This window comes from Nocardioides sp., assembly GCF_047602075.1.
In the GTDB taxonomy this organism is placed as follows: domain Bacteria; phylum Actinomycetota; class Actinomycetes; order Propionibacteriales; family Nocardioidaceae; genus Nocardioides.
Window position 1 is genome coordinate 1,374,182 of the sequence record NZ_JASGIF010000002.1, and the last position, 14,736, is coordinate 1,388,917.

15 protein-coding genes and 1 pseudogene are annotated in these 14,736 nt (G+C 69.5%); 12 read left to right on the forward strand and 4 right to left on the reverse strand.

All coding sequences use genetic code 11. The features are described from left to right. Positions 1-109: 109 nt before the first annotated feature. On the forward strand, positions 110-1,039 hold the full coding sequence (locus QM714_RS19270; RefSeq protein WP_415102951.1) for a DNA ligase: 930 nt from the start codon (positions 110-112) through the stop codon (positions 1,037-1,039). Further along, positions 1,036-1,944, forward strand: a complete 909-nt coding sequence (gene ligD, locus QM714_RS19275) for a non-homologous end-joining DNA ligase (protein WP_415102952.1) — start codon at positions 1,036-1,038, stop codon at positions 1,942-1,944. Before QM714_RS19270 ends, ligD begins: the two co-directional genes overlap by 4 nt. Before the next feature lie 44 nt (positions 1,945-1,988). Here ligD and QM714_RS19280 read toward each other — a convergent pair whose 3' ends face one another. Then, the gene (locus QM714_RS19280; protein ID WP_415102953.1) at positions 1,989-2,540 is read right to left on the reverse strand and encodes an HdeD family acid-resistance protein; all 552 of its coding nucleotides are present in this window, start codon (positions 2,538-2,540) and stop codon (positions 1,989-1,991) included. 190 nt (positions 2,541-2,730) lie between these two features. Here QM714_RS19280 and QM714_RS19285 point away from each other — a divergent pair. Both QM714_RS19285 and QM714_RS19290 read left to right on the forward strand, forming a co-directional pair. After that, positions 2,731-3,402: pseudogene (locus QM714_RS19285) on the forward strand (phospholipase D-like domain-containing protein); the annotation flags it as partial. Between the two features lie 217 nt (positions 3,403-3,619). Next, on the forward strand, positions 3,620-4,093 hold the full coding sequence (locus tag QM714_RS19290; RefSeq protein ID WP_415103068.1) for a phospholipase D-like domain-containing protein: 474 nt from the start codon (positions 3,620-3,622) through the stop codon (positions 4,091-4,093). A 258-nt stretch (positions 4,094-4,351) separates the two neighbouring features. Here QM714_RS19290 and QM714_RS19295 read toward each other — a convergent pair whose 3' ends face one another. Further along, positions 4,352-7,390 carry a hypothetical protein gene (locus QM714_RS19295; protein ID WP_415102954.1) on the reverse strand — a complete coding sequence of 1,013 codons (3,039 nt, stop codon included), beginning with the start codon at positions 7,388-7,390 and terminating at the stop codon, positions 4,352-4,354. Positions 7,391-7,544: 154 nt separating this feature from the next. Here QM714_RS19295 and QM714_RS19300 point away from each other — a divergent pair, with 154 nt between their 5' ends. Next, on the forward strand, positions 7,545-8,087 hold the full coding sequence (locus QM714_RS19300) for an NADPH-dependent FMN reductase (protein ID WP_415102955.1): 543 nt from the start codon (positions 7,545-7,547) through the stop codon (positions 8,085-8,087). 197 nt (positions 8,088-8,284) lie between these two features. Here the strand turns inward: QM714_RS19300 and QM714_RS19305 are convergent, their stop codons facing one another. Continuing rightward, positions 8,285-9,343, reverse strand: a complete 1,059-nt coding sequence (locus QM714_RS19305; RefSeq protein ID WP_415102956.1) for a TolB family protein — start codon at positions 9,341-9,343, stop codon at positions 8,285-8,287. Further along, on the reverse strand, positions 9,343-9,894 hold the full coding sequence (locus tag QM714_RS19310) for a sigma-70 family RNA polymerase sigma factor (protein WP_415102957.1): 552 nt from the start codon (positions 9,892-9,894) through the stop codon (positions 9,343-9,345). Before QM714_RS19310 ends, QM714_RS19305 begins: the two co-directional genes overlap by 1 nt. Before the next feature lie 201 nt (positions 9,895-10,095). Between QM714_RS19310 and QM714_RS19315 the strand changes: the two genes are divergently transcribed. From QM714_RS19315 to QM714_RS19345, 7 genes are read left to right on the forward strand one after another with little or no spacing between them, the layout of a single operon-like run. After that, complete coding sequence (locus QM714_RS19315; protein ID WP_415102958.1) at positions 10,096-11,349, forward strand: CpaF family protein; 1,254 nt, start codon at positions 10,096-10,098, stop codon at positions 11,347-11,349. Beyond that, positions 11,349-12,200, forward strand: a complete 852-nt coding sequence (locus tag QM714_RS19320; RefSeq protein WP_415102959.1) for a type II secretion system F family protein — start codon at positions 11,349-11,351, stop codon at positions 12,198-12,200. Before QM714_RS19315 ends, QM714_RS19320 begins: the two co-directional genes overlap by 1 nt. Then, positions 12,197-13,141: a type II secretion system F family protein gene (locus QM714_RS19325; protein ID WP_415102960.1), complete on the forward strand. Its 945-nt coding sequence runs from the start codon at positions 12,197-12,199 to the stop codon at positions 13,139-13,141. Before QM714_RS19320 ends, QM714_RS19325 begins: the two co-directional genes overlap by 4 nt. A gap of 14 nt (positions 13,142-13,155) precedes the next feature. Next, positions 13,156-13,344, forward strand: coding sequence for a hypothetical protein (locus QM714_RS19330; RefSeq protein ID WP_415102961.1), 189 nt, complete (start codon positions 13,156-13,158; stop codon positions 13,342-13,344). A 5-nt stretch (positions 13,345-13,349) separates the two neighbouring features. Beyond that, positions 13,350-13,733 (forward strand): TadE family protein, encoded by a 384-nt coding sequence (locus QM714_RS19335; protein WP_415102962.1) that lies wholly within the window; start codon positions 13,350-13,352, stop codon positions 13,731-13,733. Then, complete coding sequence (locus QM714_RS19340) at positions 13,730-14,200, forward strand: hypothetical protein (protein ID WP_415102963.1); 471 nt, start codon at positions 13,730-13,732, stop codon at positions 14,198-14,200. Before QM714_RS19335 ends, QM714_RS19340 begins: the two co-directional genes overlap by 4 nt. After that, positions 14,200-14,661 carry a pilus assembly protein TadG-related protein gene (locus tag QM714_RS19345; protein WP_415102964.1) on the forward strand — a complete coding sequence of 154 codons (462 nt, stop codon included), beginning with the start codon at positions 14,200-14,202 and terminating at the stop codon, positions 14,659-14,661. The genes QM714_RS19340 and QM714_RS19345 overlap by 1 nt, the downstream gene beginning before the upstream one ends. Positions 14,662-14,736 lie beyond the last annotated feature (75 nt).

The window sequence follows — 14,736 nt, forward strand, 5'->3', positions numbered from 1 at the left end:
GCGGCGGACCGCAATCGGTCCAGTATCCGTGAACTCGTCGCGATATGCACCCAGAGGCTCCGCTCCACCTCCGGCGCGCCCATCGTTACGACGCGCCACAATGGTCGCCATGCGTCCGATGCTGGCCACCCGTGGCCATCACGTGCCCGAGAGCGCGGACTGGGTCCACGAGGTCAAGTGGGACGGCATGCGGGTGCTGGCGGACCTGGACGCCAGCCGAGGCGATCGGCGGGTCCGGCTGACCAGTCGCACCGAGCGCGACGTCACGGTCTCCTTCCCCGAGCTGCTCGGTCTCCCCGGCGACGACCTGCTGCTAGACGGCGAGCTGGTCGCGCTCGTGGACGGCCGGCCGTCCTTCGGCACGCTGGCCGACCGGATGCACGTGAGCAGGGTTGATCGGGCGGCACGGCTGGCGACCGAGATCCCGACGACGTTCCTGGTCTTCGACCTGCTCCGCCTGAGTGGGCGTGACCTCACCCGAGAGCCGCTGTGGCGGCGACGCGAGCTGCTCGAACAGCTGGAGCTTGCCGGTGACCATTGGCTGGTGCCGGAGACTCACCCGGACGGAGCGATGCTCTTCGAAGCGACCCGGCAGCAGGATCTGGAAGGGATCGTCAGCAAGCAATGGGCCTCGCGCTACGACTTCGGGACGCGCACTCGTCGATGGCTGAAGTTCCCGCACCGCCGTCGAGAGTCCTATGTGGTCGGCGGGTGGCGACCCGAGGTGGACTCGACGAGTCGGCTCGGGGCGGTCCTGGTCGGGCAGCCGACGTCTGAGGGGCTGCTCTACCGCGGGAGGGTCGGCAGCGGCCTCGCTGGCAGGGTGGGACAACGGCTCTTGGACTCGCTGCTGTCGATCGGTCGACCGACCAGCCCCTTCGCCGACGAGGTCCCCACCATCGATGCCGCAGGCACCCGATGGGTGGAGCCGCTCCTCGTGGTCGAGGTGGAGGCGCTCGGTCTGTCCGGCCAGCAGCGGCTGCGGCAGCCGTCGTACCGTGGGCTGCGCCCTGACCTCGGCCCGGAGGATCTGCCGTGAGCCCAGCCGCCAGCGAGGTGCGCGTCGATGTCGAGGGGCGCACGCTCAAGCTGAGCAACCTCGACAAGGTGCTCTATCCCCAGACCGGCACCACCAAGGGAGAGGTGCTGCACTACTACGCGCAGATCGCGCCGGTGCTGCTGCCGCATCTGGCTGGCCGTGCCGTGACCCGGATCCGGTGGCCGAACGGCGTGGACGCCCCGAGCTTCTTCGAGAAGAACACGCCGGCCGGGACGCCGTCCTGGGTGCACACGGCGCGCGTCCCGACGACCGGGAGCCGGGCGCCGTCACGCAACGGCGACCATCTCGTGTTCCCGATCGTCGACGACTTGGCCACGCTGACCTGGCTGGCCAATCTGGCCGCATTGGAGCTGCATGTCCACCAGTGGCGGGTCGGCCGGAACGGGCAGCCGCGCAACCCCGATCGTCTGGTGATCGACCTCGATCCCGGTGAGCCGGCGGGGCTGTCGGACTGCTGTCGGGTCGCTCTCTTGGTGCGCGACCGACTCGCCGAGCGCGACCTGGTCGGAAGGCCGGTCGCCAGCGGCTCCAAGGGGATGCATCTGTACGCCGCCCTGCCGGGGAAGCTGAACCCGGAGGAGACCACGGCGTTGGCCAAGGAGATCGCCGAGGAGCTCCAGACCGAGCACGGCGATCTCGTCACCGCCATGATGACCAAGTCCCGGCGTCCGGGCAAGGTCTTCTTGGACTGGTCGCAGAACGCTGGCGCGAAGACCACCGTGTCGCCCTACTCCCTACGCGGGCGGCAGCGGCCCCTCGTGGCTGCCCCGCTGACCTGGGCGGAGGTGGAGGCTGGAGCGGCCGATCCACTGGATATCTCTCAACTCACCTTGACCGAGGTCCTCAAGCGTGCCGCCGACCAGGGCGACTTGGTCGCGCCCTGACCTGTCTTCGCACTTCCCAGGGGACCACCAGCGCGCTCGACCAGTCAGGCCGCCGCGAACTCCTTGGTGGCCTTGCGGAGCGTGAAGCCGAGGGCGATGAACACCACACCCCAGACCAGTGCGACGATCCCGATGAACACCGTGATGCCGAGGGCGCTGTGACCCGGGTGGGAGATGAACAGGTAGCCGAGCAGGAAGTCCAGTAGGGCACCCAGCACCAGCAGCCCGCGTGGTGCGGCGGTCCCGCCGCCGATGGCCATCGCAAGCTCGATGATGCCTCGCGCGATCAGCCAGATGCCGAGGAACCAGGCCAGGATCAGGCCCGCCTTGAGCGGGTGGAAGATCGCGATCAGGCCGGCGGCGAGTGCGATCACACCCATCAGCGCCAGGCCGATCCGAGCGAGGCCGGAGTGCTCTCGGGTGAACACCTGGACCAGTGAGGAGGCGCCGTCCACGAGCGCGTAGATGCCCCACAGGATCACCAGTGCCAGCGCGGTGCTCAGCGGCCAGGCAATGGCCAGGATGCCGAAGATGATGGCGACGAACCCCCGCAGCACGATCATCTGCCACGACGGGGTCAACGAGTCGGTCTCCATGGGTCCTCCATAGGTCGTGGCGTCGCGGGGAAGTCGGCGACGCGCCCGCGGAACACGCTACCGTGCGCGCATGTCCATGTCGGGTTCAACACTCGCTGCCGTGATCGGCGCGCTGGTGGTCGTCGTCGACATCGCGCTGCGCATTCTCGCGCTGGGCGTCATTCCGGAGAACAGGCGGCCGTCGACCGGCATGGCGTGGCTGCTCCTGGTGCTGCTGAGCCCGGGGCTGGGCCTGATCGCGTTCGCCTTCTTCGGGTCGAATCGACTCGACCGCAAGCGTCGCGCGCGCCAGCACGAGATCAAGCGCCTCATCGCAGAGCGGGCTCAGGTCGTGGTTGACGACCTGCCCCAGGATGCCGCCCCGGACTACGTGCCGTTGGTGGTGACCTTGAACCGCACCCTCGGGTCGTTGCCGCTGTGCGCCGGCAACGCCGTGCAGCTGCTCCCCGACTACGGCGAGACCATCGAGCAGATGACCGAGGCCGTGGCGCGCGCCGAGCGATCGGTGCACGCGGAGTTCTACATCACCGCCTGGGATCGGTTGACCGACCCGCTCTTTGCGGCCATGACCGATGCCGCCGAGCGCGGCTGCGAGGTGCGGTTGCTGTTCGACCACCTCGGGTCGCGGGGCATCCCCGGCTACCAGCAGATGCTCGGGCGACTCGAGAAGACGGGGATCGAGTGGCACGCGATGCTGCCGATCGCGCCCTTGAAGGGCAAGATCCGTCGCCCCGATCTGCGCAACCACCGCAAGCTGCTCGTCGTCGACGGACGGACCGGGTTCACCGGCTCGCTCAACCTGACCGAGCCCGGCTACAACAAGCCGAAGAACCACAAGGCCGGCCGGGAGTGGGTCGAGCTGATGATGCGGGTCGAGGGTCGCCTGGTGACGAGCCTGGAGGGCATCTTCGCCCAGGACTGGTTTGCCGAGACCGGCGATATCCTTGAGGTTCGGCCCGCCCTGCTGGTGGACCCGGTCGATCGGCCCGGCCAGCTGGACGACGTGGCCGGTCAGCTGGTGCCGAGTGGCCCCGGCTACCCGGCGGAGAACAACCTGCGGCTGTTCACGACGCTGATCTATGCGGCGACCCGGAGGCTGTCGATCACCAAGCCCCTACTTCGTGCCGGACGAGTCGCTGCTGTACGCCGTCACGACCGCCGCCCAGCGTGGCGTGGATGTGGAGCTGTTCGTCAGCGAGGTGTCCGACCAGTTCATGGTGGGCCACGCGCAGGCGTCGTACTACCGGGCGTTGCTCGATGCTGGGGTGCGGATCTACCTCTACCCGGCGCCGTACATCCTGCACGCCAAGCACTTCACCGTCGACGACCAGGTGGCGGTGATCGGTTCGAGCAACATGGACATGCGCTCCTTCGCGCTGAACTACGAGGTCAGCACGATGTTGCTCGGGCCGAGCGTGGTCGCCGCGATGCGGGAGGTGCAAGACGACTACCGCGCGCGGTCTCGCGAGCTGACTCGGGTGGAGTGGGCCGATCGACCATGGCGGCTGCGCTACGTCGACAACGTGATGCGGTTGACCGCTGCACTGCAATAGAGGGTTGCCGGGCGAAGGGCCACACGTGACGGGCCGCGAGAGTGCTGATGCTCCCTCGCGGCCTTGCGTCATCGTCGCCGCAACGGTTGTGCCGACCTTGCTCGATTGAGGTGGCCGACCCCCGTCCCCACAGCGGCGGACTCTGCGACGGGGTCTATCTTTCCTCGCCGCTCGGGCGAACCGAATAGTCAGATCTAGTCATGGCGCCCCAGCGCCGGAGGTGGGACAATGCCGGGCCGGGCTGTCTTGGACCCAGGCTCAGGGCTCTGGCAGTGGTGGAATGTCGATCGTGCCGACCGGATCGGACACGACCGTCTCACCGGTCCACCCGGCCACCAGTAAGCGATACTCCCCGGAGTGCTGGTAGTAGCTGTGGCCGTGCACCACGGCGCCCGGGTCTCCGGCGCTCTCCGGCGGCACCTCCGGCACCCAGTGGTCCGGCGACGCATCGGCGTCGGAGAAGACTCGGAAGCCGAGCGGGTCCGTGCGCCGGAAGAGATTCGCCCAGTCCCCTCCGACCCCGAACACCCGGTCCAGGAGTGGACGGCTCGCCCCGCTGTCGTCGACGGCGTCGGTGGGCGGTGCTGGTCGGGGCGGGTGGTACGTCGCCCGCTCGCCGTTGCCTGCGTCCGGGAAGGCGTCCCCGAGTCGGGTCACCCCTCTGGTGGGCAGGTAGCCTAAGCGGTCCGGACCGAGCACTTGGGGGAAGACCCGGCCGTAGAAGGCTCGAAGCTGGCTGCCGTAGGTGATCACTCGCACGCGGCGCAGATCGTCGGGGGACAGCCGGCTGACGACGGCGGCCACGATCGCTGAGCCCTGGCTGTGCCCGGAGAGCACCACCAAGTTCTCCTCACCCGGGCTGCTGTGCAGCGCCCAGTTCAGGCGGGTGTGGACTTCCGGGACGACCCGCTCGGCATAGCAGGGTGGCGCCAGCGGGTGTGCGGCGCGTGGCCAGAAGGTGGCCAGGTCCCAGACGACTCCGACCCCGCGTCGAGCACCGTCGGAGTTGCGCAGTTGGGAGGCGAGCAGCAGGAGGGCGAGCCCGAGGAGCAGGACGACATACATCGACAGCGTCGCGAGGTTGCGGGTCCACGGCCAGAGGTCCCAGGGCGGCTCTCCGACCGAGGAGAGCGCGATCAGCAGAAGGGCCAGGAATGCGGTGATCGCTCCGATCCCGTCGAGGAGGCGCTCGGCTCGATGCGCGAACGCGGCGGTGCGGCGTGCCTTCTGTGCAGCTGTCCAGGCTTGGATCGGGATGGGGATGTCAGCCTCGAGCTGTTGGTCCAGCGCAGGCAGGCACCCCCGGAAGCGGATGACCGCCACAAAGAAGAAGACGGCGACCAGGAGTAGCCACAGCAGCTGGAACATCGGTGACCAGATCAGCACCTGGGGCACGACCAAGGGCCGGGCGGGTGGGTCGGTGACGGCGAGGGTGACCGGGTCGCCCGGGGCGGCGACGGTCACCAGCCGCCTCGGAGCCGCGAGGGCGCCGCCGGCCACGAAGTCCGGGTCTTCGGCGGAGCAGGTGGTGTCGTTGGCGCGGGCCGGGCCGCGCAAGCAACTGTCCTCGAGGAGCAGGAGCCGTGACGGGAGGGTGATTTCGGCCGTATCCACGCGGGTGCTGGTCACTGCGCGGGCCAGCCCCTCTTCTGCGCCGGTCTTCTGGTCGGCTGCGTCGAGGAGTGTGGTCATCTGCAACGAGCCAGCCGTCAGCACCGGGCCATCGGCCGAGCGGTGGATGATCGCATGCCGAGCCATCACCTCGCCGGTGGCGGCATAGCGCGGGGTGCCGCCGCGTTCGGAGCTGGTCGGCTCGGCGGCGGCGCGGGCGACCACGCTGGACCGGGACACCAGATCGGCGACGCCGTGGTCGCGACCGTTGAGGTAGGTCGCCGTCCCGGTGACCACGCCGGTGGTGAACAGCAGCGCAACCCAGGCGGCGGCGGCCAGCATGACCGAGGCACCGGCGCCGTTCCAGGCCACGGCCGCGAACCGCTCGCGCTGTCGGAAGTGCCAGACGACCAGCGCCAGCCACAGGGCCGCGAGGCCGATGCCGCCCACGACCAGGGCGGGGGTGCCGTCGCGCACCCAGCGGGAGTGCAGATGTAGCGCGAGGGCGACCCCGGCGAGCGCGAACACCGTCAGGATCACCGCGATCGCCCAGCGCGGCCGCATCCGCCCGCCGGTGAACACACTGAGGTGCACCGCCGTCAGCGCGACGAAGACGCCGATGAACCAGAGGTTGTGGCCGACGAAGTCGCGGCTCTCGTCCAGGGTCTCGGGCAGAGTCAGCAGCACGATCAGATGGACGACGGTCACCGCCGCCATCGCACCGAGGAGTGCCAGCGGGAGCTGATCGCGCAGCCAGCGTCGTAGAGATGTGGGTAGGCGCCGCCGCAGCCGCACCACTGGCGAGGTGTGCTCGGGGAAGTAGTCGATGTCGTCGCGCTGGACGACCTGGCACCAGCAGACCGCGGTCCCGGCGAGAGCGGTCGCGGTGGCGACGGTGAGGCCGACCCGGAGCGAGCGCTCCGAGCCGACCAGGTAGACGTGCACTCCGGAGAACGCCACGACCACCCAGAGGGCCACCGTGAGATGGATGCGCTGCAGCTGCCGGGTGCGGGTCATGCCGCGCCACAGGCGCGGGTCTTCCAGCACGCCGCCAGTGCTGGCCGGGGCGGGTGCGCCCGTGCACGCTTCGTAGCGTGCCAGGGTCGCCCGAGAGAGCGCCCACAACACCAGGATCACCGCCAGCGGCACACCGCAGCCGACGGCGATCCGCTGGGTCGCGTCCAGCTGGGCCATGAAGTCGAACGCCCTCGGCAGCGCACAGCCGGGGCTGTCGCCGCGATAGCACTGCCAGGAGATCAGGTCGATACCGACCAGGCACGAGGTGAGCACCATGAAGACGGTGAGCAGCACGGCGCCTAGCCGGGTGGCGCGGGCGCCCCAGCGCGCCGTACCGCTGTCCTCGTGGAGCCGCACCCGGGCCCAGTAGGACAGATTGGCCAGCGCGAAGGGAAGGAGCAGCAGCCACAGCGCACGCCACACCCAGCCCAGTGCGCCGCGGGCGCCGGAGGTCAGCGCCCCCCACGAGTAGGCCTCCACCGAGACGCGGGTGTCCGCCAGGTCTCGCAGCGGGAGCGCGACGCCCGGCCGCGCTCGAAAGATCCCGGTCAGCCGGTCGCCGGCGACCTGGGCGACCTGGTCCGAGCGCAGGCCGAGCATCGACTGGGGGGACGTGCCGTGGACGCCGTGGACTCGGAGCTCGACCACCTCGCCCGAGGGTGCGGTCATCCCTATGGACTAGCAGCATCCGCACTCGATACGCAACGTGTTGCCCGGTCGGAGTCGTGGCGGAGGTCACCTCGAGCCGGGAATGTCTGGCTCGGCCACGCGGTTGTCCCTCTCGAAGGCTTGTTGAAGAATCAATCGCTTCTGGGAGCAACACATGAAGGTCCTGGTCCTCGTCGGCAGCCTGCGCGACGACTCGGTGAACCGTCGGCTGGCTGACGCCGCGATCTCGCATCTGCCAGCCGGTGCGCAGGCAGTGATCTGGAACGGGATCGCCGAGCTGCCGCACTACAGCGAGGAGCTCGACGGCGCCGACGCTCCTGCCCGGGTGCAGCAGTTGCGCGATGCCGTCGCGTCGGCGGACGCGCTGATCCTGGTCACCCCGGAGTACAACGGCTCCCTGCCAGGCTCGCTCAAGAACGCCATCGACTGGCTCTCCCGGCCCCGAGGCAGCGCCGCCATCGCCGGCAAGCCGGTGGCCGTGCTCGCCGCCAGCGGCTCGCCGCGCGGCGCGCAGTGGGCTCGCGAGGACGCCGTGCGCATCCTCAAGGTCGCCGGCGCCGCGCCGCTGGAGAGCACCGTCGGCGTCCCGATCGCCCACCAGGTGTTGGTGGACGGTGTCGTGGCCGATGCCGCCGTCGACGCCGAGATCGCTGCCCTGGTCGCCCAGCTCAGCGACCTGCCTGTCGTCGCCGCGTAAGGGCGTCATCCCTACGCCGCGCGTCGCCTGGCTATCCGGCCGCGGGTTGCTGGCGGCCGTGAGCCATCTCCCGCGGTGCTGTGGTGGCTGAGGACCCGGTGTACGAGGCACTTTGCCACTACAAGACCGCGGCAGACGCAAGAACACCGCGGCAGACCAGGACACCAACGACCCTGATCGGCGGGGACCCGCAGGACCTACTTGTCTGCCTCGTCCACCACGGGCTGCCAGGCGAGGTGGTTGACCCAGCGGCCGTCGGCGATCTGGTGCCAGTCGCTGCCGTCGGGGTGGACGGCGTAGACCGGACCGCCCACGGTGTGCGCGTCGGGCTGCCCTACCGCCGTGGTCGCGATGTAGTCACCGTCCGGGGACCAGGTCACCGCAGGGTTGTAGCGCTTGCAGCCGCAGCTCCCGATGCTGCGCAGCACCGTCGAGTCGCTGCCGTCGGTCGGCAGCACCACCAGATCGATGTCGCGCACCGCGTCCCAACCGTGCGCCTGCAGCAGGGCGAGACTCGAGCCGTCGGGTGACCAGGCCGGGCCAGCCGCGGGCACGCCGCCGACCGCGCCGAGTCGGGTCACCTTCCCGCTGGCGACGTCGACCACGAAGTAGGCCACCTGCCGGTAGGCGCCGGCGTAGGCAGAGAACGCGATCCGGCTACCGTCCGGCGACCAGGCCGCGAAGATCACCTCGTGCCCGACGGCCAGTGGGGGCGCGCTGCCGCCGCCCATGCTGCCCCGAGTGATCGTCTTGCCGTCCCAGGCGGCCAGTTGAGTGCCGTCGGCTGAGACGGCGACATTGCAGGTCCGGTCGGGGCAGTCGTAGATCGCCCTGTCTTCACCGGTGGCCAGGAAGCGGCTGCGGAGCTTGCCGTCATAGGTATAGATCAGGGTCGACCCGTCCGTCGTGAACTGGAAGGGGCCGAACGCGCCGGCCGCGGTCGCCGGCAGTTGCGTGGTCGGCTTCCCACTCGCTCGCGTCACCGCCGCTTGGCCGTCGCCGTCGACGGACAGGCCGACGAGGGCGCCGTTGGCGTCGAACACCGGGCCGGCGGCAACGGGCGGCGCACTGTCGGGACGGAGTTGTTGTACGCCGACGCCGACGCCGACGACCGCCAGCACGGCAACCACCGCGCCTGCCCTGGTCGCCCGCCTGCGACGGCGGAGCTGGCGCAGCGACTGCCAGCCCTGCTCGACGTCCGGGGTGGTGCGGAGCAGCTCGTCGGTGGCCTCTTTGGCTCGCGCATTCAGATCCATCACTCGTCCCCTCCGTCGGCGGCGGACTCGGCCGACCCCTCGGCGATGCCCAGGGTGTCGCTGAGCGCCCGGCGCGCTCGACTCAGATGTTGTTTCACGGTGCCCTCGCTGCACGACAGCACGGCTGCGATATCGGCGATGGGCAGGTCGTAGACGAAGCGCAGCGCTGCTGCCTGCGCCTGTCGCTTGGGCAGTGCCCGGACCGCGCGCCAGAACTCCTCGGTGTCCTCGCTCACCGGCGGCAGATCGCGCCGGTTGGCCAGCCGTCCGACCACACGCAGCTCGACCATCTTGCGCCGGAAGCTGGAGACCGCGAGGTTGGCGCACGCCCGCCGGGCCCAGAGATCTGGTCGCTCCAGCCGGGCGACGTGGTCCCACTTGCGGTAGGCCGCCAGCATCGCCTCCTGGGCGATGTCCTCGGCCACCCCCGGTGGGCACAGTCCCCGCGCCAGCACGACCAACCGCGGCAGCTCGGCGGCATAGAACTCCTCGAACGACGGCAGGCCGCGGTGCTGCTCGGCAGCCGCGGTCGACACGTCGAGGTGATCCATCGTCCTCACACCCATCTACTCGCTCGAACGGGCTCTCAGGATGACATCCGGAGGAAAACCATTCTGGGACCGGTGTGTCTGCTGGGCCTGGTGGGACTCGGAGGCCGGCGCCGACTATCCACAGGCCATACCTGTGTGTCTAGCGCCCGGGACGGAGATTGCCCTAGGTTCTCGGGAACTGACCTCTTCGGGGAGGTGCTGATGACCGCGTTGGGCGCCGAGACCCACGACGAGCTGGTGTTGCTGCTCGATGCCCGGGTGCGGGAGTTGGTCCGCACGGAGGGCGTGGATCCCCAGCGCGACGCCGGCGTCGTTCGCCGGATCGCAGAGCAAGCGGTGCGCGAGCACGACGAGCGCAGTCTCGCCGGCCTGGTCGCGCCCGTCACCGACGCCGACGGGATGGTCGGCGAACTGCTGGCTCGCGTCTCCGGCTTCGGGCCGCTTCAGCCATTCCTGGACGACCCGACCGTGGAGGAAGTGTGGATCAACGATCCAACCCGTGTCTTCATTGCGCGCGACGGCCGCCACGAGCTCACCAACTTGATGCTCACCGCTGGGCAGGTCCAAGAGTTGGTGGAGCGGATGCTCAAGTCCAGCGGCCGTCGGGTCGACCTCAGCTCCCCGTTCGTGGACGCGATGCTGCCCGACGGTCACCGGTTGCACGTGGTTCTGCAAGGCATCAGCCGGGGCTTCAGCGCTGTCAACATTCGCAAGTTCGTGCTCAAGGCCGGCCGCCTCGGCGACCTGGTCGACCTGGGCACGCTGACGCAATCAGCCGCAGCCTTCCTGGATGCCTCGGTCAAGGCCGGTCTGAATCTTCTCGTCGCGGGCGGTACCCAGGCCGGGAAGACGACCCTGCTCACCTGCTTGGGGGCGGCTATCCCCGGTGGTGAGCGCGTCGTCAGCGTCGAGGAGGTGTTCGAGATTCGGGTTCTCCATCCGGACTGGGTGCAACTTCAGACCCGCCAGGCTGGCCTGGAGGGCACTGGCGAGATCCGGCTGCGCGACTTGGTCAAGGAGAGCCTACGGATGCGGCCCAGCCGGATCATCGTCGGGGAAGTCAGGGCCGAGGAGTGCCTGGATCTTCTCCTCGCGCTCAACGCCGGACTGCCGGGGATGTGCACGATCCACGCCAATAGCGCGCGGGAAGCGCTGGTGAAGATGTGCACGCTGCCGCTCCTAGCCGGCGAGAACATTTCGGCTCGCTTCGTCGTGCCCACCGTGGCCTCCTCGGTCGATCTGGTGGTGCATCTCGGCATCGACGAGCAGAGCGTACGCCGCGTGAACGAGATCGTGGCGGTCCCTGGACGTGCCGAGAACGACGTGATCGAGGTGGAGCCGATCTTCGAGCGCAGTCGAGGAGAGCTGCTCCGGGTGGGCGGGATGCCACCGCGACCGGAGCGCTACGAACGGGTCGGCATCGACCTGCACCAGATCCTGGGCGCTGATCGCTGATGGGCGCGTTGATCGGCCTCGGCGTCGGGTTGGGCCTGCTCCTCGTCTGGTCGGCATTTGCGCTGCCTCGCCAGCCGAGACGGAGCACCCACACCTCGGCCGTCTCCCGGCTGCTTGCGACCGCCGGCATGTCGGGCGTGTCCAGCGCCAGCCTGGTCGCGCTCTGCCTCGGCCTTGCTGTGGTCGCAGCGGTCGCCATCCAGGCGGTGTCGCGGACTCTGCCGGTGGCCTTGGCGTTCGGCGTCGGGGCGGCGTACTTCCCGATCGCGGTCATCCGCGGCCGCGCTCGGCGACGTCAACGGGAGTTCGCCGAAGTCTGGCCGGAGGCTGTCGACAACCTCGCCTCGGCGGTCCGGGCGGGCATGTCGCTGCCGGACGCACTGTCCGCTCTGGGGGTGCGCGGGCCGGAGCCGCTGCGTGAGGCGTTCGATCGGTTTGCCATCGACTATCAGGTGAGTGGGCGCTTCGGTGAGTCGCTCGACCGGCTCAAGGAGCGCCTAGCCGACCCCGTCGGAGACCGGGTCGTCGAAGGGCTGCGCATCGCCCGCGAAGTGGGTGGTGGACAGTTGGGTCGGCTCCTTCGCAACCTGTCGGGCTACCTGCGTGACGAAGCGCGGACCCGCTCGGAGATGGAGGCCCGCCAGGCGTGGACGATCAACGGGGCCAGGCTGGCAACCGCATCGCCTTGGTTGATCTTGCTGATCATGTCGCTCCAGGGCGAGGTGATCCGGCGCTATGCCAGCCCGGGCGGGGTGGTGGTGCTGATCATCGGGGCAAGCTGCTGTGTGCTCGCCTACTGGCTGATGATGCGGCTGGGCCGCCTCCCCGATGAGAAGCGGATCTTGGCATGACGATGGCGACTTGGGGTGCGGTGCTCGGGGGATGTCTCGGTCTCGGAGTGATGCTGATCGTGGCACGGCTATCCACTATCCGGCGCCCACAGCTTTCGGTGCGGGTGCTGCCCTACCTGCGCGATCTTCCCGAGGCGGCGCAGGCGCTCGGCGCAGCACCACGCACACAGCTCTCACCAACGACGGCGGCCGCCGGGGTGTTCGGCCCGATGTTGGTCTCGGCGGGCCACTTGGTCGAGCGGACCCTGGGTGGGTCTGCGTCGGTGCGCCGTCGGCTTGAGCGCGCGGGCCTGCAGCGGAGCGTGCAGGACTTCCGCATCGAGCAGGTCGTCTGGGGGCTGGTCGCCTTCGTCATCGCCGCGGCCATTGGCGTCGTCCGCACTCTTGCCGAGCCGTCGGCCGCGATCTCGTCGCTGGTCGTGTGTGCATTGGCTCTGGTGCTCGGTGTGATGGCCCGTGACAGCCACCTCAGTGGCCAGGTGAAGCGCCGTGAGCGAGCGATCCTGATGGAGTTCCCCACAGTCGCCGAGCTGCTGGCTTTGGCGGTGGCGGCGGGGGAGAGCCCCGTGTCCGCGCTGGACCGAGTCGTACGCCGCTCCGGCGGTGAGCTGTCCCGCGACCTGGCCAAGGTGCTCGCGGCAGTCCGCACCGGGGAGCCGGTCGGCGTCGCGTTCGACAGGCTGGCCGCGACGACCGGGATCCCCCTGGTCGCCCGATTCGCCGACGGCATTGCCGTCGCCGTCGAGCGCGGCACACCGCTGGCCGATGTCCTGCACGCCCAGGCTGCCGACGTCCGAGAGGCAGGACGTCGCGAGTTGATCGAAGCGGCGTCGCGCAAGGAGATCTTCATGATGGTGCCGGTCGTCTTCTTGGTCTTGCCGGTGACCGTCCTGTTCGCGCTCTGGCCGGGTGTGCTCGGGCTGAGTTTCACCACACCGTGATGGGGAGGATGACGATGGGGAGCACGTGGTTGTTGAGGATCTGGATCGGACTGACCGCGCCGCGGGTGCGTGACGAGCGTGGTGATGTGCCTGGCTGGGTGATGATCACCTTGATGACCGGCGGGTTGGTGGCCCTGATCTGGAGCACGGCCGAGGGACGGTTGACCGCGATGCTGGGTGCCGCCTTCGACTCGGTCCACTGATTCCGATGACGCACCGCCGCCGAGAGGGCGGGTCGGCGGTCGTGGACTTCGTGCTGGTCGTGGTTGTGTTGTTGCCGTTGTTCCTCGGCATCTTGCAGCTGGCGCTCGTCCTGCATGTGCGAAACACCCTCGTGTCGGCCGCCTCCGAGGGTGCGCGGTACGGTGCGACGGCCGACCGTGGTCCCGGCGATGCAGTCCTCAAGACCCGTGAGCAGATCCGCACCACCCTCTCCGAGCGGTATGCCCGCGCGGTCACCGCCCACCAGGTCGACCAGGCCGGAGCGCCGACCCTCGAGGTGAGGGTGGAGGCAACGGTGCCGGCGCTAGGCCTCGGCGGACCGGGCATCCATCTGTCCGTCACCGGTCACGCGATCGAGGAGCAACCGTGAGAAGGCCCGGCTCCTTGCGCGCCCGCCACACTCCTGACGAGCGCGGCAGTGCGCTCGTCGAGCTCACCTGGCTGGGCCTCCTGCTCTTGGTGCCGATGATCTGGATCGTGCTCTCCGTCTTCGATGTGCAGCGCGGGGCCTTCGGGGTGAGCGCCGCCTCTCGCGCAGCGGGCCGCGCCTACGCCCTGGCTCCTGACGATGCGACCGGTCAACAGCGTGCCCGGGAAGCGGCTCGGTTGGCGTTGACGGATCAAGGTGTGGAGGCGCCTTTCGAGCTGACCGTGACCTGCACGCCGTACCCCCACAACTGTCACAGCGGCACCTCGGTGATCACCGTGGTGGTGCGATCGCGGGTGGATGTGCCGATGCTGCCCGATGCCCTGGGCGGCGGATCACCCAGCTTCCGGATCGAGTCGCGGCACACTGTGCCGATCGGGCAGTACGTCGAGATCGCGGCGGGTGGCTGATGAGCGCGGTGAGTCACCGGAGGGTCCGAGACGAGACCGGGCAGACCACGATCTTCATCGTCGGTTTGGCGATCGTGCTGTTGATGACGGTCGTCATGGTGGTCGACGCCTCCGCGGCCTACCTGCGTCGCCAAGGCTTGGACAACCTGGCTGACGGCGCCGCTCTCGCCGGTGCCGACGCGGGCGCTGCGGGTGAGGAGGTCTACACCGAGGGCGTCGACCCGGAGCGGTTGCGTCAGTTCGCGGCACGGGCCCGAGCCGGGGTCGCAGACTACCTCGCTCGGTCTGATGCCCGTGGCCGCTATCCAGGCCTGACCTACGCCGTCTCGGTCGACTCGGCTCGCCGCACCGTCACCGTGTCCGTCCGGGCACCGCTGGACCTCCCACTCACCGTGCCCGGCTCACCCGCCCATCCGGTCATCGGAGCGGCTGGGTCGGCGATCGTCGCCCCGGATCGCTGATCGTCAGCGGCGCGCGGATGGTCTTGCTGGGGTGACCCGCCGACGCGCAACGCGAGGTAGGGCAAGGGCACTTCG

Excerpts from the sequence above, each read along its gene's own strand:
- QM714_RS19270 (WP_415102951.1), top strand. The coding sequence starts at position 110 with ATGCGTCCGATGCTGGCCACCCGTGGCCATCACGTGCCCGAGAGCGCG.
- QM714_RS19280 (WP_415102953.1), bottom strand. The coding sequence starts at position 2,540 with ATGGAGACCGACTCGTTGACCCCGTCGTGGCAGATGATCGTGCTGCGG.
- QM714_RS19290 (WP_415103068.1), top strand. The coding sequence starts at position 3,620 with ATGCGGCGACCCGGAGGCTGTCGATCACCAAGCCCCTACTTCGTGCCG.
- QM714_RS19295 (WP_415102954.1), bottom strand. The coding sequence starts at position 7,390 with ATGACCGCACCCTCGGGCGAGGTGGTCGAGCTCCGAGTCCACGGCGTC.
- QM714_RS19300 (WP_415102955.1), top strand. The coding sequence starts at position 7,545 with ATGAAGGTCCTGGTCCTCGTCGGCAGCCTGCGCGACGACTCGGTGAAC.
- QM714_RS19305 (WP_415102956.1), bottom strand. The coding sequence starts at position 9,343 with ATGGATCTGAATGCGCGAGCCAAAGAGGCCACCGACGAGCTGCTCCGC.
- QM714_RS19310 (WP_415102957.1), bottom strand. The coding sequence starts at position 9,894 with ATGGATCACCTCGACGTGTCGACCGCGGCTGCCGAGCAGCACCGCGGC.
- QM714_RS19315 (WP_415102958.1), top strand. The coding sequence starts at position 10,096 with ATGACCGCGTTGGGCGCCGAGACCCACGACGAGCTGGTGTTGCTGCTC.
- QM714_RS19320 (WP_415102959.1), top strand. The coding sequence starts at position 11,349 with ATGGGCGCGTTGATCGGCCTCGGCGTCGGGTTGGGCCTGCTCCTCGTC.
- QM714_RS19325 (WP_415102960.1), top strand. The coding sequence starts at position 12,197 with ATGACGATGGCGACTTGGGGTGCGGTGCTCGGGGGATGTCTCGGTCTC.
- QM714_RS19330 (WP_415102961.1), top strand. The coding sequence starts at position 13,156 with ATGGGGAGCACGTGGTTGTTGAGGATCTGGATCGGACTGACCGCGCCG.
- QM714_RS19335 (WP_415102962.1), top strand. The coding sequence starts at position 13,350 with ATGACGCACCGCCGCCGAGAGGGCGGGTCGGCGGTCGTGGACTTCGTG.
- QM714_RS19345 (WP_415102964.1), top strand. The coding sequence starts at position 14,200 with ATGAGCGCGGTGAGTCACCGGAGGGTCCGAGACGAGACCGGGCAGACC.